The organism is Pseudomonas sp. 10C3, assembly GCF_036346185.1.
Lineage (GTDB): Bacteria > Pseudomonadota > Gammaproteobacteria > Pseudomonadales > Pseudomonadaceae > Aquipseudomonas.
The window spans coordinates 39,158-61,071 of the sequence record NZ_JASJVE010000003.1; the positions used below are offsets into that span (position 1 = coordinate 39,158).

The window sequence follows — 21,914 nt, forward strand, 5'->3', positions numbered from 1 at the left end:
AACGGCCCGCATCTTCAGGATGTCGCGCCGTTTTTTGTGTGGGGTCGTTTTTAGTGAGCGGTGTGATCAGGTTTAGTTGTGGTCGATATCCAGCTTGTAGAACGTCGCCATACCTCCTTCATTGGTGTAGCCGGAGTTGTCCTGGGCATAGACGCCAGCCTTGAAGTACAGAGGCTTGTCACGCCAGGTGGCACTGATCGGGCTGCTCCAGTTCGCGTCGCGCACGCTAACGCCCAAGTCACCCCCCGGGCTCAGGTGGATGATGTATTTGAATTGTTCATTGAGCGGCACGTTCTCGGCGATGATAATCACGCGACTCTTCTGGTCATCAAACCGATTGCGCACTTTGGCGACGACAATGCCGCTCTTCGTCGCGTCCTTGTATTGGTATTCGACCTTCAGCAGCGGCTCGGTACTCTCGTAGGCATGAATCTGGCCGATGACGATTCTGCCCGATGATGGCACCTGATTGACGGCGAGGGTTGCGCGCAAAAAGTGATCGCCGCTGGGGTACAACCAATTGTGCAGCGTGCCATTGGAGTAGGTTTCTCGGAGTTCGCTGCGCGGGTATTTGGCGTTGGCGGTACGCGAGCCCGTGACCGGAGCCCAAAAAAACAGGGTTCCCGTGTCGGCGTGGAAATATTTGCCGTTGTAGCCGTCGACCAATTTGGGCGTGTCGATAGTCGCCGGGGGGGAGCCCACGGGGATGCTCAAATTCCAGGATGCCAGATCGATCATTGTTCAGTCTTCCAAATATGTCTCATTGCCAGCAGGAAAGCGTCTAGCGCAAGGGTTTGGGCGCGACCTTTATACGGGCTGAGCACGTGTTTGTTAATGCTGGCCCGGTGAATGGGTGGTGTCAAAGTGCCTCTGCAGGGGCTCAAACCCCCGTGCGTTACTCCCTGAAGCGATATACCGTTAGTCGGATCGAGCTGCGTTTCGTCGTTGGTTACCGTCGCGCAGTTTGCCCAACCGTTCGATGGGGCGGGGCTCAAAGTGAGCTGAATTCGGTACACTGGGTGCTTCCAAATCTTCGTTGCTCCTTATGACCGCGCCAGCCCTCTCTCCCTTGAAATACCTGCAAGCCTACCCGCCGGCCTTGCAAGACCAAGTGCGTCAGTTGATTGCACAGAATCGGCTGGACGCTTACCTGAAGCAACGCTACCCGGAGCGGCATGCCGTGCAGAGCGATAAAGCGCTGTACGCCTATGCTTTGGCGTTGAAGCAAGAGCATCTGCGTAATGCGCCGAATATCGACAAGGTGCTGTTCGATAATCGTCTGGACCTGACGCATCGAGCGCTGGGCCTGCATACGGCGATATCCCGTGTGCAGGGTGGCAAGCTCAAGGCCAAGAAAGAAATCCGCATCGCGTCGTTGTTCAAGGAGGCCGCTCCAGAGTTTCTGAAAATGATCGTGGTGCACGAGTTGGCGCACTTCAAGGAATCCGACCACAACAAGGCGTTTTATCAGCTTTGTGAGTACATGCAGCCCGGCTACCACCAGTTGGAGTTCGATCTACGCATTTACCTGACCTGGCGCGACCTGCAAGGCAAGGCCGCCGAATGAGCCTCGATAAGGATTTGACGATGGACGTCAGCAAGACCAAAAGCAGTTTTTATCGCCGGTTGTATGTGGCGTATTTGATAGACAGCCGGATCGCCAGCAGTGTCCCCGCTTTGATGGAGGCCACCGGCATGCCGCGTCGCACGGCGCAGGACACCATTGCCGCCCTGGCCGATCTCGATATTCTCTGTGAATTCGAACAGTTGGACGGCGCACGCAATCATGCAGGCGGTTATCAGATCCGCGAGTGGGGGGCGATCGACAAAGGCTGGATTGCGCAGCATCTGGTGCAGATCAAGACGGTGCTGGGCTACCCCTGAGGCGCGATGTGCCTGCGAGTTGGCGATGAGAGCCAACGCTATAGCGCTTAGCTCTCATCGTTGGAGCGTGTCGGCGAGCAAGCCGAATGGAGTAATGAGCATCCAGGGAAAAGTTGAATGCTCAAGGGTACCTGCTTAGCCGAAACTGAAGGCTGTGACGATGCCTGCGTCATCACCGGTTATGCCAATTCGCTGTGTATCAAACTCCCGGGTGGCAACGTCCTTCAGACCGACCACGCGAGGTCGACCGGTCAGTTCACTGATGTAGGCTTTGACAGTAGGCACGTAGCGGCTGCCGATCAAATGCTGGATCTGTTGAAGGGCTTCTTCATTAGTCATGTACATGTTCCTTATGCAGTTGAGATGTCCTTATGGACGCCCTGATGTTTACCTCTGTCGGCCCCTGCTGTGCGGTATATATTTGTCGCGTCCCCCGCTAAAGCCGCATGAGTTTTGCGGCATGTTTCCAATACGTCCTGCTTTCGCTCTTCTCATCCAGGAATGCGTTTTTATTCCAAGTCACGGCGCATGCCGATATGGGGGATGTCGTCTTCCAGATACACCTCGCCCACCGGGGTGAAGCCATAGCGTCCGTAATAGCCTTGCAGATGCGCTTGGGCCGCGAGGTAGATTGGTTGGTCAGGCCATTGCTTTTCAGCGTGCTCCAGCGCCTGAATCATCAGCGCATGGCCCATGCCTTTATTGCGCGCAGTGGGGGCTGTCACAACCCGACCGATCACTACGTCGCCGCCTTGCTGGATGGGGTCAAGCAGGCGCAGATAAGCCACCAGAAGATCGTTTTCCCATGCCATCAGGTGGCAGGTGTCGCCATCCAGGTCCTGACCGTCGACATCCTGATAACAGCATTTTTGCTCGACCACGAACACTTCGGCACGCAGCTGCAAAATGGCGTACAGCTGTTCTTTGCTGAGATCGGTATGGTGTTTGCAGACCCAATTGATAGACATATGGCGGACTCTGAATAGACATTCTGGTCGAATACTAAAGCCAGCATCGTGTGAGAGGCCAAACAAAACTGTAGCGGCTTAATGCTGAGTGCGGTGATTCAGGCCAGGAGGTCTTGATAAAGCAGTAGCTCAGCGCAAAAAACAACCTGTCCAGTGGCATGGCTACGGGGTCAGTCTTTGGCTGGCAAGCACCGCATTAGAACGATTCCTTGAGCCAGCGCTCACATCAATCACTCATATGAGTTGTGCCTGCTCCACTATGAGTATTCAATCGAGGCTAATAGCCCTCATCCGGATTGGTTGCCATGTCATATTTGTGTAATCTGCATTGAGCCCCTGGGTTCCGGGTTTTATGGACCACTGTTAATGAGAGTCCAAGCGTAACGCGCCCTTAATACGGCGGGCGATCTGCCTGCCTCAGGAACTTGAGCATGCCGCGACTGCTTCGAGCCATGGGTTTGATGGGTTTGTTGTTGCTGACGCAAGCCGCCGCAGCGGAGAAGCTACGTTTGGTGGCCGATGCCTGGCCTCCGTTCACCGACATCAATCTGGTCAATGGCGGCCTCGCCACTGATCTTGTCAGTACGGCCCTGGCGCGGGCGGGATACGCCAGCGAGTTCGAACAAGTGCCGTGGGCAAGGGCGCTGCAAGGTATTGGCGACGGGCGTTATGACGTGCTGGTCAGTGCCTGGTTCAATCATGAGCGAACGTTGATCGGTGAGTTTTCTAACGAGTACCTGATCAACCGGGTGCGCTTCCTCAAACGCAAGGACTCGTCCATCGAGTTCGACCGTCTGAAGGCGCTGCACGCTTACCCGATTGCCGTGGTACGCGGCTATGCCTATTCATCCGCTTTCGACGGTGATCCCGAACTACAAAAAGTTCCGGTGCACAGTTTCTCCGTGGCGGTGCGCATGCTGGCAGCAGGACGGGTGGCGCTGGCGGTGGAGGACGAATATGTCGCTCGCTACAACCTCAGCAGTGAAGCGCCTCGTGTCCGCGAGAGTGTTGAATTTTTGCCTAAACCACTGAGCGAGAACGGTCTGCATATTCTGGTCAGTCTGAAGAACCCCAATCATGCGCAGATTGTCGCCAACTTTGACCGAGGCATTGCAGCGATGAAAGCCGATGGCAGTTACGCCCGGATGTTTCGCCAGCACGGCCTGTAACAGGCTGTGTGAACAGGTTTCAGGCTTCTGTGGGCTCTTTGATCAAATGCGCAGCCAATGTTCGCAGCGGTCCCAATTGCCGGCCGATCAATGCGAGTTGGGTTTGCACCAATCGCTGGCTTTCGTCCATGTCATCGGGCATGTGCTCCAGATCGCTGGCCAGCGCTTCTTCGGCATCGCTCTGGATCGCTACCGGTTTTTTATTGGCCAGGCTTTGGGCGATTTCATCAATGCTCGCTGCCAGGCTTGCCGCAGCACCCTCAATCAAATGTTCGCGTACTTCGGCCGGCAACTGGGTTTCGCGGTGCGCGCCCAAGCCCGACAGGTAGCTGAGCAACGTGTGTGACAACACCAGAAAGCGAAAGCCCACGTCGGCTTCTTTGCGGAAGTGCCCCGGCTCCATCAGCATATTAGCCAAGGTGGTGGACAGTGCCGCATCGGCGTTGTGCGCGTTGCGCCGGGCCAGGCGGTACGTCAGGTCATCACTTTTGCCTTTGGCGTATTGCTGCATGATCTGGCGCAGGTAAATGCTGTTGCAGGTCAGGGTGTTCGCCAGCACTTTATTCAAGCGCCGCCCCTGCCAGTCCGGAAGGAACAGGAACACGGTCAGCCCGGCAATCAAGCTTCCAAGCAAGGTGTCGAACAACCGCGGAAGGAACAGTCCGTAACTGTCGCCTACCTGGTTGAAGCAGAACAACACCATCAAGGTGATTGCCGCCGTCGACAGGGTGTAGCGGGTGGTTCGGTTGACGAAGAACACCACACCAGCGACCACGGCGAACATTGCTTGAATCAGCGGGCTGGGGAATAGATCAAACAACGCCCATCCTGCAGTCAGGCCTATCGCCGTACCACTGATCCGTTGAACCAGTTTGCGCCGGGTTGCGCCGTAGTTGGGTTGGCAGACGAACAGCGTGGTCAGAATGATCCAGTAACCCTGGGTCGGGTGCACCAAGTGCACCATGCCGTAACCGATGCTCAACGCCAATGGCAGACGCAAGGCGTGGCGGAACAGCAGCGAGGTGGGGGTCATTTGCAGGCGCAAGCGATCCCACACGTCCTTGAATGTGTGGGGCGAACGGTCGAGCAGGCTGCTGTCTGTGGCGTCGGCCAGGCTGTCGGGATTGCTGGCATCCTTGATCAGTCGATCGAGTGTGCCCAGGTTCGCGGCCAGAGCGCGCAATGAGCGCAGGAGCCCACGCCATGCCGGGTTGTTCTGGGTGCGCAGGTACTCCAGCGAAGCGTGCAAGTCTTCCTGCGCGTGGGCAAAGCCCTCATCGTAGATGAATGGCTGACGCAACTGGATCGACTCCGACAGCAAGCGGCAGGCGACTCCCTGTTGGCGCAGCAAGCGCAAACAACGGAACAGTACATCACTGTGGAAGAACGCTTCGGCCAACGCGTTGTAGGGGTAATGCGACGAACTGGCGCGTTCGTGAATGTCCTGGGCGAGAAAGTACAGCTTCAGATAGCGACTGACCTTGGCGCCGGGCCGCCCATCGCCGACGCGGTGCAGAATGATTTCCTTGGCTGCATTCAGGGCCGCGACGACGCGACCGTTTTGCTGCGCCAGTTTCAGTCGGCGCGCTTCGATGTCGAGTTGCCGGATCGGCTCGAACAGTGTCGCCTTGAGTTCCAGATACAGCCCCAGCTCACGAAACAGTCGGGCCAGGCTTTGCTGCACAGGCTGATTGGAAAACAGCATTTGCCACAGCACCGACAGCAGCCCGTACCAGGCGGCGCCAGCGACCAGCAGCATGGGCTCGTGCCAGAAATCGTTGACCTCGCCCCCGCGCTGATCCACGCCGATCATGGTGTACACAGACAGAATCAGCGTGGCCGAAGCGATGGTGCCATACCGTTCGCCCAAGGCGCCGAGCATGGTCAGGCCAAAGGCGGCCAGCGCCAGCGCAAAGACAAAAATCAGGGGGTAGGGGAATAGCAGCTCGACGGCAAGTGACGCGACGCTGAAACACACGAGCGTCACTGCCAGCGCATTCAGGCGGCCCTGCCAGCTGTCATCGGTTTCGGCCAGGGCGCTGGCGATAATTCCCAGAAAAACCGGGGTCAGCAGGCCCATTTCATTTTGATACCAGCACAGCGCCATGCTGCCGGTTAGCGCAATAAACACCCGCATGCTGTAGCTGAACTTGTCCAGCGCCCACAAACGACGGAGCGTATGACGAAAGGAAGTCGATGACATAAGTGAGCTAACGGCCTTGTTCGCTGGTTTCTTTAAGCATTCAGCTAAATTCAGCTAAGTATGTACAGCGCCAATCGAGGGCTGTACATGAGCTTTAGCAAAATTTATTTCCTGGTCGATCTTTGCCGCTCACCGCGACACCCGGTCAGACGTATTGCGCGGCCGCATAGGCCGAGGCCCAGGCCCACTGGAAATTGAAACCGCCCAGATGCCCACTGACGTCCAGCACTTCGCCAATGAAATACAGCCCTGGCGATTTCAGCGACTCCATGGTCTTGGAAGACACTTCGCGGGTGTCTATTCCGCCGAGGGTCACTTCCGCCGTGCGATAGCCTTCGGTACCTGCGGGCACCACCTGCCAGCACGCGAGTTTTTCGGCGATATCGCTGAGTTCGCTCGGGGTGTACTGCTTCATCGGTTTGGAAACGAACCAGTGCTCGGCGAGCAGGTTGGCCATTTTCTTGGTGAAGATTTCGCCCAGCAGGGTTTTCAGTTCGCTGTTGGGCCGTTCGGCTTGTTGTTGCAGTAGCCAGCTTGGCACATCGTGGTCCGGCATCAGGTTGATGACGACCGTTTCGCCTGATTGCCAGAACGAAGATATCTGCAAAATCGCCGGCCCGCTGAGGCCGCGATGGGTGAACAGGATGTTTTCGCGAAAGCTTGTGTCGTTGCAGCTGACCAGGCAATCCACCGATGTACCGGACAACTCGGTGCACAGCGTTTTGAGTTGGTCGGTGATGGTGAACGGCACCAGCCCTGCACGGGTCGGCAGCAAGGTATGGCCGAACTGCTTGCCCACTTGATAACCGAAGCCGGTAGCCCCCAGCGTCGGGATCGACAGGCCGCCAGTGGCGACGACCAGCGACTGGCAATTCAACACGCCCGCCGTGGTGTTCAGGCTGTAACCGGTGTCGGTTTTTTCGATGTTCTGCACCGACGTGTCCAGATGCAGGCTGACGCCAGCCTGTTCGCATTCGTTGAGCAGCATGTCGAGGATGTCGCTGGATTTGTTATCACAAAATAACTGACCGAGTTTTTTCTCGTGGTACGCCACGCCATGCTTGGCCACCAGGGCGATGAAATCCCATTGGGTATAACGCGCCAGGGCGGATTTGCAGAAGTGCGGGTTTTGCGAGAGGAAGTTGTCAGGCTCGGTGTAGAGGTTGGTGAAATTGCAGCGCCCACCGCCAGACATGAGGATTTTCTTGCCAGCCTTGTTCGCGTGATCGATCAGCATCACCTTGCGCCCACGATTGGCGGCGGTCAGCGCGCACATCAAGCCTGCGGCGCCAGCGCCGATGATCACAACGTCAGTAACGGGCAAAGCAGAATCCTCAAAGAGCAGTTGAATCTTCGGTGTTTGATATGACGTCTTCGCGGATAAATCCGCTCCCACAATGTGAATGCGTTTCCCTGTGGGAGCGGATTTATCCGCGAAGCTTTTCGGCGGTTCTTACAAAATCCGCACGCGCAACGAGCGGCCTTTGATTTTGCCGTTGTTCAAGCGCTCCAGCGCTTGCATGGCCACGACGCTTTCGACGGCCACATACGCCTGGAAATCGAAAATGGCGATTTTACCGACCTGGGTGCCGGGAATGCCGGCATCGCCGGTCAAAGCGCCAAGAATATCGCCAGGGCGAACCTTATCCTTACGGCCCGCGCCGATCATCAGCGTGGTCATGGTCGGTTGCAGCGGTGCGCCGCCTTTGCTTTTCAGTTCGTCCAGTTGTTCCCACTTCAGCGGAGATCTCTGCACGTCTTCGATGGCTCGGGCACGGTGTGCTTCGGACGGTGCAACCAGGCTGATCGCCAGACCTTTCTCGCCGGCGCGACCGGTACGACCAACCCGGTGAATGTGCATTTCCGAGTCCCGTGCCAGTTCGACGTTGAGCACCATGTCCAGTGCGTCGATATCCAGACCACGCGCCGCGACATCGGTCGCAACCAGCACCGAGGTGCTGCGGTTGGCGAACATCGCCAGGACTTGATCCCGATCACGCTGTTCCAGGTCGCCGTGCAGGCCGACGGCGGAAATGCCTTTGGCGGTCAGGTGATCGACCACTTCCTGGCATTGCTGCTTGGTGAAGCAGAACGCGACGCAGGACTGAGGGCGGAAATGCCCGAGTACCTTCACCACGGCTTCAAGACGTTGCTCCGGGGTGATTTCGTAGAAGTGCTGCTCGATCTGGCTGTCCGCGTGCAAGGCTTCGACCTTGACCGTTTGCGGCGTGCGCATGAACTTCGAGGACAGCTGCTTGATACCGGTCGGGTAGGTCGCCGAAAACAGCAGGGTCTGACGCTTGGCCGGGGTCTGCTCGATGATGTTCTCGATCGAGTCGTAGAAACCCATGTCGAGCATACGGTCGGCTTCGTCGAGGATCAGCGTGTTCAGGCCGTCGAGGACCAGTGAGCCCTTGCGTAGGTGCTGCTGAATGCGTCCTGGGGTGCCGACGATGATGTGCGCGCCGTGTTCCAACGAGCCGATCTGTGGGCCGAACGGCACGCCGCCGCACAGGGTCAGGACCTTGATGTTGTCTTCGGAGCGCGCCAGACGGCGGATTTCCTTGGCCACCTGGTCGGCCAGCTCACGGGTTGGGCACAGCACCAACGCCTGGCAACCGAAGAAGCGCGGGTTGATCGGGTTGAGCAGGCCGATGCCGAACGCAGCGGTCTTGCCACTGCCGGTCTTGGCCTGGGCAATCAGGTCCATGCCCTTGAGAATCACCGGCAGGCTCTGTGCCTGAATCGGCGTCATCTCGGCATAACCAAGGGACTCCAGGTTAGCCAACATGGGTGCGGAAAGAGGCAGTGAGTTAAAAGCGGTGCTAGTCACGGGACGGGCCTGCAAAACAAAATGTCGCGCAGTGTATCAGGTCGCGGGCCAGCATTAATGCTCGATCTCTGGTTCCGGACGAGGAACACCCTGACTCCCCTTGGGCGGCAACTGCAAGAAAATCCCGGCGGCCAGCATCGACAGCACGCCAACACTGAGGAAGGTCATTTGGAACGCGCCCAACAGGCTGCTCACTTCGCCGCTGGTCACGTCGTCGGTAAAGCCGCCCAGCAACGCGGCGGCGCAGGCCACCCCAAGGCTCAAGGACAACTGCGCCACAACGGACAGCAGGCTGTTACCGCTGGCGGCGCTGGCGTCGTCGAGGTCGATCAGGGTCACGGCGTTCATCGCGGTGAACTGCAGTGAACTCACCGCGCCCATCAAGCCGAGATGGACCAGCAACACCCAATACTGAGTCTGTGCGTCGACCAGCGCCAGACTCGCCAGCAGTGCACCCAGCAGAAACGTGTTGCCGGTCAGCACCACACGGTAACCGAGGCGTTCAATCAGCGGGCGTGCCACCGGCTTGGTGAGCATGGCGGCGATGGCCAGCGGGATCATGCTCATCCCGGCCTTGGAGGGTGAATAACCGAGGGCCACTTGTAACAGTAGCGGTACCAGGAAGGGCAGGGCGCCGCTGCCCAGCCGGGAGAAAAGGTTGCCAAAAATCCCTACAGCGAAAGACCGGGTTCGGAACAGCGCTGGTGCGAACAAGGGGTAATCGATATTCCCGGCCCGCAGCCAGTAAGCCGCCAGACAGGCCATGCCGCCAAACAACAGCAGCACCACGCGCATGTGCGGCAGGTGAAGTTCGCCCAAGCCTTCCAGAGCGATGGTGATCAGCACCATCGACGCACCGAACAGCGCAAAGCCGACGCCATCGAAGCGTGTTCGGCCACCGCCTTGCAGGTCCGGCACGAGGGTTTTGACCGCGTAACAGCCGAGCAGTCCCACGGGCAGGTTGATCAGGAAAATCCAGTGCCAGCTCAGGTACTCAACGATCCAGCCACCCAGGGTAGGTCCCAGCAACGGGCCGAGCAGGCCGGGCACCGTGATGAAACTCATGATCCGCACCAGCTCTGAGCGGGGGTAGGCGCGCAACACAATCAAGCGGCCGATGGGCACCATCAACGCACCGCCCAGGCCCTGAACCACGCGTGCGGCCACCAGCATGCTCAGTGAGCTGGACAGCGCACACAGCAGTGAGCCCAGGCTGAACAACAGGATCGCGCCAAAGAAAATCCGCTTGATGCCGAACCGGTCCGCGATCCAGCCCGACGCTGGAATCAGCAAGGCCACGGTCAGCATGTACGCGATCACTACCGACTGCATGCGCAACGGGTCTTCGGCCAGGGAACGGGCCATGGCCGGCAACGCGGTGTTGAGGATCGTGCCGTCGAGGCTTTGCATGAAAAACGCAATCGCGACGACCCATGGCAGCCAGCGCAGGGTTCGAGCATCCAGAAACGGTGTGCTGTTCGGCATACGATCCTTAGAGCGTGAGGGTCAATCGGCTGATCAAGGCGCCCGGCAGCAGGCTTGAAGCTGTCTGGCGTTGATTGTAGGTGCTGGCGGACAGAATCAGTTCCCGCTCTCGGGTCAACGCTTCGAGGGCGGTACCCAGCAGGCTGTAGGCGCTGTCGTCGAAACGCATGGTGCTGACGGGCGCCTGAATCTTGCCATTCTCGACCCAGAACGTGGCGAAGCGGGTCATTCCGGTCAGGCGTGCGGCTGCCTGGTCGGAGAAGTTGAGGTACCAAAGGTTGCTGATATAGAGCCCGGTGCCGAGCTGTTCGAGTACCTGCTCCAGCTCCAGCGTACCTGCCGCCATGCTCAGTGCACTTGGCGATTCGCCTCCGCCAGCACCGTTGGCGGCCAGGCCATACTCTGCCGCGCTGCGCGAACCGACCAGTTGTTCTTGGGCGAGGCCCGCATTGATCAGCGGCAGATCCCGGCGCGGATACCCTTCTCCGGAGAACGCCGGTGACAGTGAGCCTGTCACCTGTTCGTCCAGACTCACTCGCGGGTTGAGCTGGGCGTCGCCGTTGTACAGCCGTTGCAGCGGGCTGGTCTTGCTGGCCAGCGCTTCTGCGGAAAAACCACCCCAGCACAACATGCCGATGATTTCATCGAGCGCGGCGGGGGCCAGATAGGCGCGGTATTGGCCGGGCGCCAGGGTGTGCAGGGGTTGATCGAGAAACTCAAGTTGCTCACACGTTTGCTGGAAGCGCCGGGCGAACGTCGCATCGTCCCAGTCGTGGCCCGCGTAGTTGGCTTTGACTGCCTGACCGTTGGCGTGGAACAGGCTCCAGTCGAAGTTGAAACTGTTGGCCTGATGCCAGCCCAGAGCACCCCATGAACTGGCGAAACCCCGGTACAGCGGGCCAGCGGCGTAAAAGCCCACCAGGTCCAGGCCTTCAGCCAGATCACTGATATGTTCAAGCACGCGGGCGGTGTCTGGCAGCGGCGGGTTCTGGCTGTTGCTGATCTGCCAGGCGTCGGTGTTGGGCAGCAGATAGGGATCCTGCGGTAGCAATACCAACGTTTCGCGCAATTGTTGCAGCGCCTCGGCCAAGCGTGCCTGATCGACCTGAGCATCGCCCGCCAAGGTCAGGTGCAGGTCTGCATGTCGGCCGTCATTGATCAATTTGACGTTCAGACTGGCCTGCTGCACATGCCCGGCCTGACGTACTTTGGCATGGTTGAAACGAATGAATTCCGAGGCTTCGGCGTTGTAGCCGAGGGTGAAAGCTTCCGTTCCGGTGATCGCGCTGCGCAGCCACTCGACCAGCGCTTCGAACTGCTGTTGCTGAGTCATCTGCGCCATCACGCATCCCCTCCGAAAACATCGACCTGGGAGAAGACACAGGCGGGTGAGGCATGGCCTACGCGGACCACCTGATTAGGTTCGCCTTTGCCACAGTTGGGTGTGCCCAGGACTTCAAAGGTACTGGCATCGCCAACAGCGCTGAGGTTGCGCCAGAAGTACGCGGAAATGGCTCGGTAGTTCGGGTTTTTTACCACGCCTTTGAGTTCGCCGTTTTCGATCAATTGACCCCATTCGCACCCGAACTGGAATTTATTGCGTGCGTCATCAATCGACCACGAGCGGTTGGTCGACATCAGGATGCCGTGCTCGATGCCGCCGATCAGCTGTTCCAGTGGTTGGTCTCCGGGCTCGATATTCAGATTGGCCATGCGGTCGATCGGCGGGCGGTTCCAGCTGCACGCGCGGCTGTTGGCGACCCCTTCCATGCCGGAGCGGTATTGCGACAACGCGCCGCCCAAGGGCCGAATCAGCAAGCCTTCGCGGATCAGGAACTCTTTGTTCGCTGGCGTGCCGTCGTCGTCATACGCGTAGCTGGCGAGCTGTTCGGGTATGTCCGGGTTAAAGGTCACGTTGAGCAGTTCCGAGCCGTATTGCAGGCTGCCGAAGTCACTGGCTTTGACGAAGCTGGTGCCCGCGTAATTACGCTCGTCGCCGAGAATGCGGTCCAGTTCCAGCGGATGGCCGATTGATTCATGGATTTGCAGGATCATCTGGTCCGGCGTCAGCAGCAGATCACGCGGTCCCGACGGGGTGTTGGGGGCCATGATCAGTTGCAAGGCCTGATCGGCAACCTGCGCCGCCGCGCCAATCAGCCCGCAGTTGGCGATGACTTCGGCGCCGCCTTGCTGGCCAAAGTTGTCGCGGCCGAGGCTGCGGGTCTGGCTGTCCTGGCCGTCGTAAGCGGTGACGCTCATTCCCGGGTAGACGTAACGCTGGGCCTGACGAATCTCGGCACCGGCGCTGTTCAGGTAAATTTGCTCGACGTTCTCCAGGCCAAGGCTGACCTGCCAGCTCACCAGACGTTTGTCGGCGGGCACGGCGGCAGACTCGGCGCCGAGCAATTGGTAACACTCACTCAGCGATGGGAAGGCGTCGCTGAGGTTGGGCGAAAGATAATCGGCGCGGCTGATGGACACCGGCTGATCGCGAAGATCCAGAAGGGCGTGGGGTGCGAGAGCCAGAGCATGTTGCTCGGCTTTTTCCAGCGCGGTCTGTAGCCCCCGTTGCGAGACATCGTTAGTCGCGGCGTAGGCTTCGACGCCGTTGATCCGCACCGTCAACATCGCACCTTCGTCACGGCTCAGGTGCGGGGGCTCGGCGACGTTTTTGCGTACCGACAGGTGTTGGCTGGTTTGCCGGACGTAACGCAGCGAGAAAAATTCGGCGCGACTCTGCAAGGCGGCAAACCGCTGCTTGAGCTGAGCGGAGAAATCGAACATGCAGGGAGGCTCCTTTTTGCGGGCATCGCCGATGTATGAGCGCGCTTACCCGCGATCGACCGCATAGCGGTCGCAAAATAGCTGACAGGGTTATAGGTTCAGCCTGAACAGTTTTAAACCGGGCAACCCTTGCTGCGCAGAATTGCGTCGAAGCGTGCCGGGTCCAGCGTGCCGGCCTGGATCGCTTCCAGCGTGGCTTTTTCGCGCGCCAGCAGGTCGTGGCAGCGCACCAGCAGTTCGGCCAGTTCACTGCGGGCTGCGGCGACTACTCCATCACCGTCGCCGATCATCAAGTCGCCGGGCATTACCAGCATGCCCGCGCAGGAAATCGGTACGTTGATTTCGCCGCCACCGTCGGTACTCGGGCCACGGTGTACGCCACCGATGGCATAAGCCGGAAGCTCGCCGGTCTGCCACTCATCGAGGTCACGCAGGGCGCCGTTGATGACCACGCCGACGATGCCGGCCTTGAGTGCCATGGCGCGCATGATGCCGCCGAACACCGCGCGGGTCAGGTCGGCGCTGCCGTCGATGACCAGCACATCGCCGGGACGGGCCATTTGCATGGCTTTGAGGATCATCAGGTTATCGCCAGGACGAACGCGCACGGTCAGGGCGCTGCCGAGCATGGGAGTATTACCGTGGAACGCTTTGAGCCCCAGACCGCCGACATTGCGGCCCAGGCAGTCGCTGACCGCTGCGGCGGGAATCTTGCTGAAGGCTTGCAGCCATTTCGGGTCGAGGGGTTCAGCGTTTGGGTTGATCATATAGCCCGTGGGCCATAAGCTCGAAGACACTACATCAAACATAGAAAAAGCCTCGTGGCCAGTCAGGGCTGGCGCGTCGATTGAAGCAGGGGGTTGATCGTTTGCGTGGCAATAGATTAGGCCTGCGCACAGGTCGGGATCAAGTGCGGTCAGGTGCAGGAAGGGTTTGACGCGGTGTGCGGGACACACCGCGTCAGTCAGGCTTACTGTGCCGTACGGCTGACTTCACGCAGCGGTTTGCCGCGTGCAGGCTTGTCGCCGGCCACATAGTAGACAGCCGTGCTGCGGGGCAGGGGAGACCGGCCACGGATTTTATCGGCGATTTTTTCGGCGATCATGATCGTGGGTGCGTTGAGGTTGCCGGTGGTGATCAGCGGCATGATCGACGCGTCGACCACACGCAAACCCTGCACCCCATGCACGCGACCTTCACCATCGACCACGGCCAATTCGTCGGTGCCCATCTTGCACGAGCAGGAGGGGTGGAACGCGGTTTCGGCATGTTCACGCACGAACTGATCGAGTTGCTCATCCGTCTGCACGTCGATGCCCGGGCTGATTTCACGGCCACGGTACGGGTCCAGCGCTGGCTGCTGCATGATTTCCCGGGTCAGGCGGATGCCGTCGCGGAATTCCTGCCAGTCCTGCTCGGTGGCCATGTAGTTGAAAAGGATGCTCGGGTATTCGCGCGGGTTTTTGGATTTCAACTGCACGCGACCACGGCTCGGCGAACGCATGGAACCGACGTGCGCCTGGAAGCCATGTTCTTTCACGCCGTTGCTGCCGTTGTAGTTAATCGCGACCGGCAGGAAATGGTACTGAATGTTCGGCCACTCGAATTCTTCACGCGAGCGAATGAAACCGCCGGCTTCGAACTGGTTGCTGGCGCCGATGCCGGTACCCAGGAACATCCACTCTGCGCCAATGGCCGGCTGGTTCCACCACAACAGCGAGGGGTACAGCGAAACCGGCTGGGTGCAGGCGTACTGCAGGTACATTTCCAGGTGGTCCTGGAGGTTCTGGCCCACGCCTGGCAGGTCGTGAACCACAGGGATGTCCAGGCTCTCGAGCAGTGCGGCCGGGCCGACGCCGGAGCGCTGCAGAATCTGCGGCGAACCGATGGCGCCGCTGCACAGCAACACTTCTTTGCGCGCTTTGGCTTCGATACGGGTATCGCTGTCGCCGACCATGTAAGACACGCCGACTGCGCGCTTGCCATCGAACAGAATCCGGTCGGTCAGGGCGTGGGTGACGATGGTCAGGGTCGAGCGATTTTTGGCTTGATCGAGGTAACCGCGAGCGGTGCTGGCGCGACGGCCATTGGGCGTCACGGTACGGTCCATCGGGCCGAAACCTTCCTGCTGATAACCGTTCAGGTCGTCGGTACGCGGGTAACCAGCTTGCACACCGGCTTCGACCATGGCGTGGAACAGGGGGTTGTTACCGGCTTTAGGTGTGGCCACGCTGACCGGGCCGTCGCCACCGTGGTAGTCGTTCGGGCCGATATCACGGGTTTCCGCCTTGCGGAAATACGGCAGGCAGTCGAGGTAACTCCAGTCTTCCAGGCCTGGGGTTTTCGACCAGCCGTCGTAGTCCATGGCGTTACCACGGATGTAGCACATGCCATTGATCAGCGAAGAGCCACCCAGGCCCTTGCCACGACCACATTCCATGCGGCGGTTGTCCATGTGCGGTTCTGGATCGGTTTCGTACGCCCAGTTGTAGCGACGGCCCTGAAGCGGGAAGGCCAGGGCAGCAGGCATTTGGGTACGGAAGTCGAAGCGATAGTCCGGGCCGCCCGCTTCGAGCAGCAGCACGGTGACGCCGGGGTCTTCAGTCAGACGGGCCGCCAGGGTGTTACCGGCAGAGCCGGCCCCGATGATGATGTAATCGAATGCTTGGGACATTAAATGCACCCTCTGTTAATGGGCGGGGGTGTGTCAGATGTGCCGCCTTCGCGAATGCATTCGCGAAGGCGGCCAGTGGGATGTCAGAACACCGACGCGTAATCGCCCAGTTCAACTTGTACGGACTTGATGCGGGTGTACTGCGCCAGCGAGCTGATGCCGTTTTCACGACCTACGCCCGACTGCTTGTAGCCACCGACCGGCATTTCTGCGGCTGACTCGCCCCAGGCATTGATCCAGCAGATACCGGCTTCGAGCTGGTGAATGACGCGGTGGGCGCGGTTCAGGTCTTTGGTGACGACCCCGGCGGCCAGACCGAATTCAGTATCGTTGGCGCGGCGGATTACTTCTTCCTCGGTGTCGTAGCTGAGGATGCTCATGACCGGGCCAAAGATTTCTTCGCGGACGATGGTCATCTCGTCGTTGCAATCAGTGAATACGGTGGCTGAAACGAATGCGCCTTTAGCCAATTCACCTTCAGTCAACCGTTCGCCGCCGCACAGCAGACGAGCGCCTTCTGCTTTGCCTTTGGCGATGTAGCCCAGCACGCTTTCCATGTGGGCGAAGCTCACCAGCGGGCCGAAGTTGGTGTTTTCATCCTGCGGGCTGCCGACCCGGATGCGCTTGACGCGCTCGAGGATCTTGGCTTCGAAGGCGGTTTTCAATGCGCTCGGTACGAACACCCGAGTACCGTTGGTGCACACCTGACCGGAACTGTAGAAGTTGGCCATCATCGCGATGTCGGCCGCACGGTCCAGGTCGGCATCGTCGAAAATGATCAGCGGCGACTTGCCGCCCAGTTCCATGGTCACGTCTTTGAGCGACGAACTCGACGCACTGGCCATGACTTTCTTGCCCGTGTCAGTACCCCCCGTGAACGAAATCTTTTCGATGCGCGGGTGTTCGGTCAGCCAGGTGCCCACTTCACGGCCACTGCCGGTCAGCACGTTGAATACGCCATCCGGAACACCGGCTTCGGTATAGATTTCGGCCAGCTTCAGGGTGGTCAGTGACGTGACTTCGCTGGGTTTGAAGATCATCGCGTTGCCGGCCGCCAAGGCTGGGGCGGACTTCCACAGAGCGATCTGGATTGGGTAGTTCCAGGCGCCGATACCGGCGACTACACCCAGCGGCTCGCGGCGGGTGTAGACAAACGAAGAGGTGCGCAGCGGGATTTGCTCGCCTTCGATGGCCGGGACCAGGCCTGCGTAATATTCCAGGACGTCGGCGCCGGTGACGATGTCGACGTAACGGGTTTCGGAAATCGATTTCCCGGTGTCCAGGGTTTCCAGGTCGGCCAGTTGATCATTGCGCTCACGCAAAATATCCACCGCCCGACGCAAAATGCGCGAGCGCTGCATGGCCGTCATCGCGGCCCAGATTTTCTGACCTTTTTCGGCACTTGCCACGGCGCGTTCGACGTCTTCTTTGGTCGCGCGCTGTACGGTGGCAAGGACTTCGCCGTTAGCCGGGTTGATGGATTCGAAAGTGGCATCGCCACTGGCGTCGACGTAACCGCCGTCGATGTAGAGTTTTTGCAGTTCGAAACGGGCCATAGTGTCCTCGCAAGTGCGGTGTGGTTTGGCGCTCACCACTGATCTGGTGCCATCTGGTTGTGGCAACGCGAGTCAGTGGTAGTTCAGGGGCTGATGCGGTTGTGCGTTCTAGCTCGCCTGCTTCGCCAGTTGCTGGTCCATGTATTCGTAAGCGATCTGTTGCGCCTGCTCGGTGTCGAAAGCATCTCCCGACAGCGCGCCGCGCAACCATAATCCGTCGATCAAAGCCGCCAGGCCGCGGGCTGCACTGCGCGCTTGAGGCTGTGGCAGTACCCGGCGGAACTGGCAGCACAGGTTTGAATACAGACGGTGATCGTTGATCCGCTGCAACCTGTGCAATGAAGGCTGGTGCATGCTGGCGGCCCAAAAGGCCAACCAGGTTTTCATCGCCGGGCCGTTGACCTGGCTGGCGTCGAAGTTGCCCTCGACAATCACCTGAAGGTGCGCCCGTGGGCTGTTATCGCTGAGTGCCATGCGGCGCTCGCTGACGTTCACGATCAGGGCATTCATCAGATGGCGCATGGTCGCTGCGATCAGGCCATTCTTGTCTTTGAAGTAGTGGCTGATGATGCCGTTCGACACACCGGCCAATCGTGCGATCAGCGCGATGCTGGCGTCGCCCATCCCAACCTGATCGACCGCCTCTAGCGTGGCCTGGATCAACTGTTGACGGCGGATGGGTTGCATACCGACCTTTGGCATTTCAAGCATCTCCTTAGGTCGCCAAGTGATCATGTTTTGATCGATTCGGCGGTGAAGCAGTCTATTTTGTTTTAATTGAACGTTCAATCAATAAAAAATAACGGCTACGACTATGGGGTGATGTTCTTGATGTTCGGGTTATGAAAGGAGAAAAAATGTGGGAGCCGGCTCGCCCGCTCCCACAGCGGAGTCAGCCCAAATTCTTCCCGAGTAATGCGTGGTACAACTCGCTGTCGCCGAGGATGCCGACCACGCGGTTGCCTTCTTGCAGGACCAGCTTGTTGCCAGTCTGATAGCGGATTTGCAGCGCGTCGCGCATGCCGATGTCTGAATGCACCAGCGTCGGACGACGGTGCAGCCCTTCCATGGGTTGCCCGGGCGTCCAGTTTTGCAGGTCGAGGTTGGCTGCGCCTTGGCGAGCACCCTTGATGGTGTTGCCTTCCGCGAGACCAATCCACGAGTCCCCGCTCGGGTCGAGGCAGATCTCGCCGTTGACGCGGGTGCAGTTATCCACGGTGCGCATCAAGCTACGGCCGCACAAGACGTTGAGCGGGTTGGTATGGGCGACGAACGTGCGCACATACTCATCAGCTGGATTAAGGACGATTTCTTCGGGCACGCTGTACTGGACGATCCGACCGTCTTTCATGATCGCGATCCGACTGCCGAGCTTGAGCGCTTCATCAAGGTCGTGGCTTACGAATACGATGGTTTTGTTCAGCTTGCTTTGCAGCTCCAGCAGCTCGTCCTGCAAGCCCTGGCGAATCAGTGGGTCGAGGGCCGAGAAGGGTTCGTCCATCAGCAGAATGTCGGCGTCCATCGCCAGTGCACGCGCCAGGCCGACACGCTGTTGCATGCCCCCGGAAAGCTCATCGGGTTTTTTATTGCGCCACTGGGTCAGGCCCACCAGCTCAAGTTTTTCATCCACCAGCTTGTGACGTTCTTTTTCGGGACGCCCCTGCATCTCGAGACCGAAGCTGATGTTCTCGCGCACCGTCAGCCACGGCATCAGGGCGAATTTCTGGAAGACCATGGCGATACGCTTGGTGCGCATCAGTTTCAATTCGGCCGGTGTACACGACGCGATATTGATTTGCGCGCCTTCGTGTTCGACGAACAATGCGCCACGGCTGACAGTGTTCAAACCGTTGATACACCGCAACAGACTGGATTTACCTGAACCGGAAAGGCCCATCAGCACGCAGATTTCGCCTTTCTCGACATCTAGGCTGGCTTTTTCTACACCGACGATCTGGCCGGTCTTCTTCAGGATCTGATCACGCGTGAGGCCTTGGTCCAGCAATTTCAGGGCCTCACGCGGGTCTTTGGCGAAGACAACGTCTACGTTGTCGAAGCGGATTATGCTCATGCGTCACCCCTTACCTGTGCGTCAGGCTGTTTGCAGATACGGTCGAGCATGATCGCCAGCAGTACGATCGCCAGGCCTGCTTCGAAGCCCAGGGCGATATCGGCAGTGTTCAATGCGTTGACCACGGGTTTACCCAAGCCGTCAGCGCCTACCAGTGCCGCGATCACAACCATCGATAACGACAACATGATGCATTGGGTGATACCGGCTGCGATGCTCGGCATGGCATAGGGCAATTCAATGCGCGAGAGCAATTGACGGCGCGAGCAGCCGAAGGCCTTGCCGGCGTCCATCAACTCTTGCGGTACATCGCGGATACCCAGATAAGTCAGGCGGATAGGCGCGGCAATCGCGAACACCACCGTGGAAATCAGGCCGGGTACCACACCCAGACCGAACAGAGTCAGGGTAGGAATGAGGTAAACGAAGGTCGGTACAGTCTGCATCAGATCGAGGACCGGTCGCATGATGGTATAGAACATCGGTTTGTGCGCTGCGACGATGCCTAGCGGTACGCCAATCAGCACGCAGACGAAGGTAGCGAACAGCACCTGGGCGAGGGTTTCCATGGTTTCCTGCCAGTAACCCAGGTTGAGGATCAGCAGGAAGGAGAGGATGACAAACGCGGTCAGGCCCCATTTACGCTGGATAAAGTGCGCGAGTAGAGCAATCAGGCCGATCAATGCCAGCGGATTGAACCAAGTCAGCGCGAACGTCACGCCGTGGATCATCGTTTCCAGTGTCGAAGCGATCAAATCGAAATAGTTGGCACCGTGTTTAGTCAACCATTCGACGAAGGCAGCGATGTACTGGCCTAGAGGGATTTTGTGATCAGTCAGCATGGTATTGAACGTCCGCATGCGGGGGAATATTTACAACTGCAGGCGGGCGAACCCGCCTGCACTCGGGTTACTGGGTCAGTTTGGCCTTAGCGGCCTCCAGGCCTGGTTTACCGTCAATGGTGGTCACGCCAGCGAGCCAGGTATCAAGGATCTGTGGGTTTTTCTTCAGCCAGGCTTTGGCTGCTACATCAGGCTTCATTTTGTCGTCCAGGACGTTGCCCATCAGCGAGCTTTCCATGTTCAAGGTGAACGACAGGTTTTTCAGCAACTGACCCACGTTGCTGCACTCCTGGGTGTAGCCCTTGCGGGTGTTGGTGTAGATGGTGGCCTGACCGAAGTTCGGACCGAAGTAGTCGTCGCCACCTGTCAGGTACTTCATCTTGAAGCGAGTGTTCATTGGGTGCGGTTCCCAGCCGAGGAAGACCACGTCAGTGTTGCGACGCGAGGCGCGATCCACTTGGGACAGCATGCCGGCTTCACTGGACTCGACCACTTTGAAGCCCGCGGCCTTGAGGCCGAACGCGTCCTTGTCGATCATGGACTGGATCAGGCGGTTGCCATCGTTACCCGGTTCGATGCCGTAGATCTTGCCGTCGAGTTCCTTCTTGAATTTGGCGATGTCGGCGAAGTCATGCAGGCCTTTGTCGTAAAGCGCCTGAGGAACGGCCAGGGTGTACTTGGCGTTTTCCAGGTTAGGACGAACGGTTTCCACGGTGCCGGCATCACGATAAGCCTTGATGTCGTTCTCCATGGTCGGCATCCAGTTGCCGAGGAACACGTCCATGTTCTTGCCGTCGGCCAGTGACTTGTAGGTCACGGGTACGGAAATCATGGTGGTTTTAGTTTTGTAACCGAGCGACTCAAGCACGGCGCTGGTTACTGCGGTGGTCACGGTGATGTCGGTCCAGCCGACATCGGAGAAGTTAACGGTCGCGCACTGCGCCGGTTCTGCAGCTTGCGCCAACAGCGGCAGACTCAGCGCAACGGCCAACAGCAACGTTTGGGAACCTTTCATCGATGGACTCCTGGGTGTTTTCTTCTCGTCATCAGCCGAAGGGGCTGATGCGGTTTGTGTGTTGCAGCTGAATGGCGAGGCGTGTCACGCAACAGCTCTACCGCTGCGCCTGGCAATCGAGTCGAGACTGATCATGTAACAGTGAAAAACAAACGCCTACAGGGGGCGTCGCATCCAGTACACACAGGGTCGTATCCAGTGTCGGCAACGTCGCTTACAGATTTTTTAGCCGGCAAAAAGGTACTTTCAGGTGTCGATACGGCATCTTGATGTTCAGATCAGTCGCAAACCGTCATGCCGGGATGCTCTCCATCGGCGGCGACGTTAGTGAGTATGGGTACGTCGGTGTCAGACGCCGTACGCCGCGATAAAAGCCTGATGATGCGCCCATCTCGGCGGATAGCAGCTTCAGCGTAGCAGCTCCGTCACC

The 21,914-nt window shown here is 58.8% G+C and carries 19 protein-coding genes; 3 read left to right on the forward strand and 16 right to left on the reverse strand.

Annotated features, from left to right (window positions below):
• Positions 1-72 precede the first annotated feature (72 nt).
• Positions 73-738 carry a polysaccharide lyase family 7 protein gene (locus QN399_RS03635; protein WP_322177489.1) on the reverse strand — a complete coding sequence of 222 codons (666 nt, stop codon included), beginning with the start codon at positions 736-738 and terminating at the stop codon, positions 73-75.
• A gap of 307 nt (positions 739-1,045) precedes the next feature.
• On the opposite strand from QN399_RS03635, the gene QN399_RS03640 reads away from it, so the two are divergent.
• Both QN399_RS03640 and QN399_RS03645 read left to right on the forward strand, forming a co-directional pair.
• A complete protein-coding gene (locus QN399_RS03640) occupies positions 1,046-1,567 on the forward strand; it encodes a M48 family metallopeptidase (RefSeq protein WP_322177490.1) in 522 nt (173 codons plus the stop codon).
• A gap of 20 nt (positions 1,568-1,587) precedes the next feature.
• Positions 1,588-1,884, forward strand: coding sequence for a winged helix-turn-helix domain-containing protein (locus tag QN399_RS03645; RefSeq protein WP_322278489.1), 297 nt, complete (start codon positions 1,588-1,590; stop codon positions 1,882-1,884).
• A 135-nt stretch (positions 1,885-2,019) separates the two neighbouring features.
• Here QN399_RS03645 and QN399_RS03650 read toward each other — a convergent pair whose 3' ends face one another.
• Together QN399_RS03650 and QN399_RS03655 are read right to left on the reverse strand one after the other, a co-directional pair.
• Positions 2,020-2,223 (reverse strand): hypothetical protein, encoded by a 204-nt coding sequence (locus QN399_RS03650; RefSeq protein WP_330200567.1) that lies wholly within the window; start codon positions 2,221-2,223, stop codon positions 2,020-2,022.
• 170 nt (positions 2,224-2,393) lie between these two features.
• A complete protein-coding gene (locus QN399_RS03655; protein ID WP_322177493.1) occupies positions 2,394-2,852 on the reverse strand; it encodes a GNAT family N-acetyltransferase in 459 nt (152 codons plus the stop codon).
• Positions 2,853-3,283: 431 nt separating this feature from the next.
• Between QN399_RS03655 and QN399_RS03660 the strand changes: the two genes are divergently transcribed.
• Positions 3,284-4,021, forward strand: coding sequence for a transporter substrate-binding domain-containing protein (locus QN399_RS03660; RefSeq protein WP_322277922.1), 738 nt, complete (start codon positions 3,284-3,286; stop codon positions 4,019-4,021).
• A 19-nt stretch (positions 4,022-4,040) separates the two neighbouring features.
• On the opposite strand, the gene yccS is transcribed toward QN399_RS03660, so the two are convergent.
• From yccS to QN399_RS03725, 13 genes are all read right to left on the reverse strand, one after another.
• A complete protein-coding gene (yccS, locus tag QN399_RS03665; protein ID WP_322177495.1) occupies positions 4,041-6,224 on the reverse strand; it encodes a YccS family putative transporter in 2,184 nt (727 codons plus the stop codon).
• Positions 6,225-6,369: 145 nt separating this feature from the next.
• Positions 6,370-7,548: an NAD(P)/FAD-dependent oxidoreductase gene (locus tag QN399_RS03670; RefSeq protein ID WP_322177496.1), complete on the reverse strand. Its 1,179-nt coding sequence runs from the start codon at positions 7,546-7,548 to the stop codon at positions 6,370-6,372.
• Positions 7,549-7,677: 129 nt separating this feature from the next.
• The gene (gene dbpA / locus QN399_RS03675) at positions 7,678-9,057 is read right to left on the reverse strand and encodes an ATP-dependent RNA helicase DbpA (RefSeq protein WP_219064461.1); all 1,380 of its coding nucleotides are present in this window, start codon (positions 9,055-9,057) and stop codon (positions 7,678-7,680) included.
• Between the two features lie 54 nt (positions 9,058-9,111).
• On the reverse strand, positions 9,112-10,542 hold the full coding sequence (gene mdtD / locus QN399_RS03680; protein WP_330200568.1) for a multidrug transporter subunit MdtD: 1,431 nt from the start codon (positions 10,540-10,542) through the stop codon (positions 9,112-9,114).
• 7 nt (positions 10,543-10,549) lie between these two features.
• Positions 10,550-11,875: a metallopeptidase TldD-related protein gene (locus QN399_RS03685; protein WP_330200625.1), complete on the reverse strand. Its 1,326-nt coding sequence runs from the start codon at positions 11,873-11,875 to the stop codon at positions 10,550-10,552.
• An 8-nt stretch (positions 11,876-11,883) separates the two neighbouring features.
• Positions 11,884-13,326: a TldD/PmbA family protein gene (locus QN399_RS03690; protein WP_322177498.1), complete on the reverse strand. Its 1,443-nt coding sequence runs from the start codon at positions 13,324-13,326 to the stop codon at positions 11,884-11,886.
• A 113-nt stretch (positions 13,327-13,439) separates the two neighbouring features.
• Positions 13,440-14,093, reverse strand: a complete 654-nt coding sequence (locus QN399_RS03695) for an RraA family protein (RefSeq protein WP_322177499.1) — start codon at positions 14,091-14,093, stop codon at positions 13,440-13,442.
• Positions 14,094-14,296: 203 nt separating this feature from the next.
• Positions 14,297-16,000, reverse strand: coding sequence for a choline dehydrogenase (gene betA, locus QN399_RS03700; RefSeq protein ID WP_322177500.1), 1,704 nt, complete (start codon positions 15,998-16,000; stop codon positions 14,297-14,299).
• Positions 16,001-16,083: 83 nt separating this feature from the next.
• A complete protein-coding gene (gene betB, locus QN399_RS03705) occupies positions 16,084-17,556 on the reverse strand; it encodes a betaine-aldehyde dehydrogenase (protein ID WP_330200569.1) in 1,473 nt (490 codons plus the stop codon).
• 108 nt (positions 17,557-17,664) lie between these two features.
• On the reverse strand, positions 17,665-18,258 hold the full coding sequence (gene betI, locus QN399_RS03710) for a transcriptional regulator BetI (protein WP_322177502.1): 594 nt from the start codon (positions 18,256-18,258) through the stop codon (positions 17,665-17,667).
• A gap of 190 nt (positions 18,259-18,448) precedes the next feature.
• Entirely contained in the window at positions 18,449-19,627 is a 1,179-nt protein-coding gene (choV, locus tag QN399_RS03715; RefSeq protein ID WP_322177503.1) for a choline ABC transporter ATP-binding protein, read from the reverse strand.
• Positions 19,624-20,469 carry a choline ABC transporter permease subunit gene (choW, locus tag QN399_RS03720; protein ID WP_322177504.1) on the reverse strand — a complete coding sequence of 282 codons (846 nt, stop codon included), beginning with the start codon at positions 20,467-20,469 and terminating at the stop codon, positions 19,624-19,626. Before choW ends, choV begins: the two co-directional genes overlap by 4 nt.
• 67 nt (positions 20,470-20,536) lie before the next feature.
• Positions 20,537-21,484 carry a choline ABC transporter substrate-binding protein gene (locus QN399_RS03725; protein WP_322177505.1) on the reverse strand — a complete coding sequence of 316 codons (948 nt, stop codon included), beginning with the start codon at positions 21,482-21,484 and terminating at the stop codon, positions 20,537-20,539.
• Positions 21,485-21,914 lie beyond the last annotated feature (430 nt).

Excerpts from the sequence above, each read along its gene's own strand:
- QN399_RS03635 (WP_322177489.1), bottom strand. The coding sequence starts at position 738 with ATGATCGATCTGGCATCCTGGAATTTGAGCATCCCCGTGGGCTCCCCC.
- QN399_RS03695 (WP_322177499.1), bottom strand. The coding sequence starts at position 14,093 with ATGATCAACCCAAACGCTGAACCCCTCGACCCGAAATGGCTGCAAGCC.
- QN399_RS03725 (WP_322177505.1), bottom strand. The coding sequence starts at position 21,484 with ATGAAAGGTTCCCAAACGTTGCTGTTGGCCGTTGCGCTGAGTCTGCCG.
- choW (WP_322177504.1), bottom strand. The coding sequence starts at position 20,469 with ATGCTGACTGATCACAAAATCCCTCTAGGCCAGTACATCGCTGCCTTC.
- betA (WP_322177500.1), bottom strand. The coding sequence starts at position 16,000 with ATGTCCCAAGCATTCGATTACATCATCATCGGGGCCGGCTCTGCCGGT.
- QN399_RS03645 (WP_322278489.1), top strand. The coding sequence starts at position 1,588 with ATGGACGTCAGCAAGACCAAAAGCAGTTTTTATCGCCGGTTGTATGTG.
- choV (WP_322177503.1), bottom strand. The coding sequence starts at position 19,627 with ATGAGCATAATCCGCTTCGACAACGTAGACGTTGTCTTCGCCAAAGAC.
- QN399_RS03655 (WP_322177493.1), bottom strand. The coding sequence starts at position 2,852 with ATGTCTATCAATTGGGTCTGCAAACACCATACCGATCTCAGCAAAGAA.
- QN399_RS03685 (WP_330200625.1), bottom strand. The coding sequence starts at position 11,875 with ATGACTCAGCAACAGCAGTTCGAAGCGCTGGTCGAGTGGCTGCGCAGC.
- yccS (WP_322177495.1), bottom strand. The coding sequence starts at position 6,224 with ATGTCATCGACTTCCTTTCGTCATACGCTCCGTCGTTTGTGGGCGCTG.
- QN399_RS03650 (WP_330200567.1), bottom strand. The coding sequence starts at position 2,223 with ATGACTAATGAAGAAGCCCTTCAACAGATCCAGCATTTGATCGGCAGC.
- QN399_RS03690 (WP_322177498.1), bottom strand. The coding sequence starts at position 13,326 with ATGTTCGATTTCTCCGCTCAGCTCAAGCAGCGGTTTGCCGCCTTGCAG.
- betB (WP_330200569.1), bottom strand. The coding sequence starts at position 17,556 with ATGGCCCGTTTCGAACTGCAAAAACTCTACATCGACGGCGGTTACGTC.
- betI (WP_322177502.1), bottom strand. The coding sequence starts at position 18,258 with ATGCCAAAGGTCGGTATGCAACCCATCCGCCGTCAACAGTTGATCCAG.
- QN399_RS03660 (WP_322277922.1), top strand. The coding sequence starts at position 3,284 with ATGCCGCGACTGCTTCGAGCCATGGGTTTGATGGGTTTGTTGTTGCTG.
- QN399_RS03640 (WP_322177490.1), top strand. The coding sequence starts at position 1,046 with ATGACCGCGCCAGCCCTCTCTCCCTTGAAATACCTGCAAGCCTACCCG.
- mdtD (WP_330200568.1), bottom strand. The coding sequence starts at position 10,542 with ATGCCGAACAGCACACCGTTTCTGGATGCTCGAACCCTGCGCTGGCTG.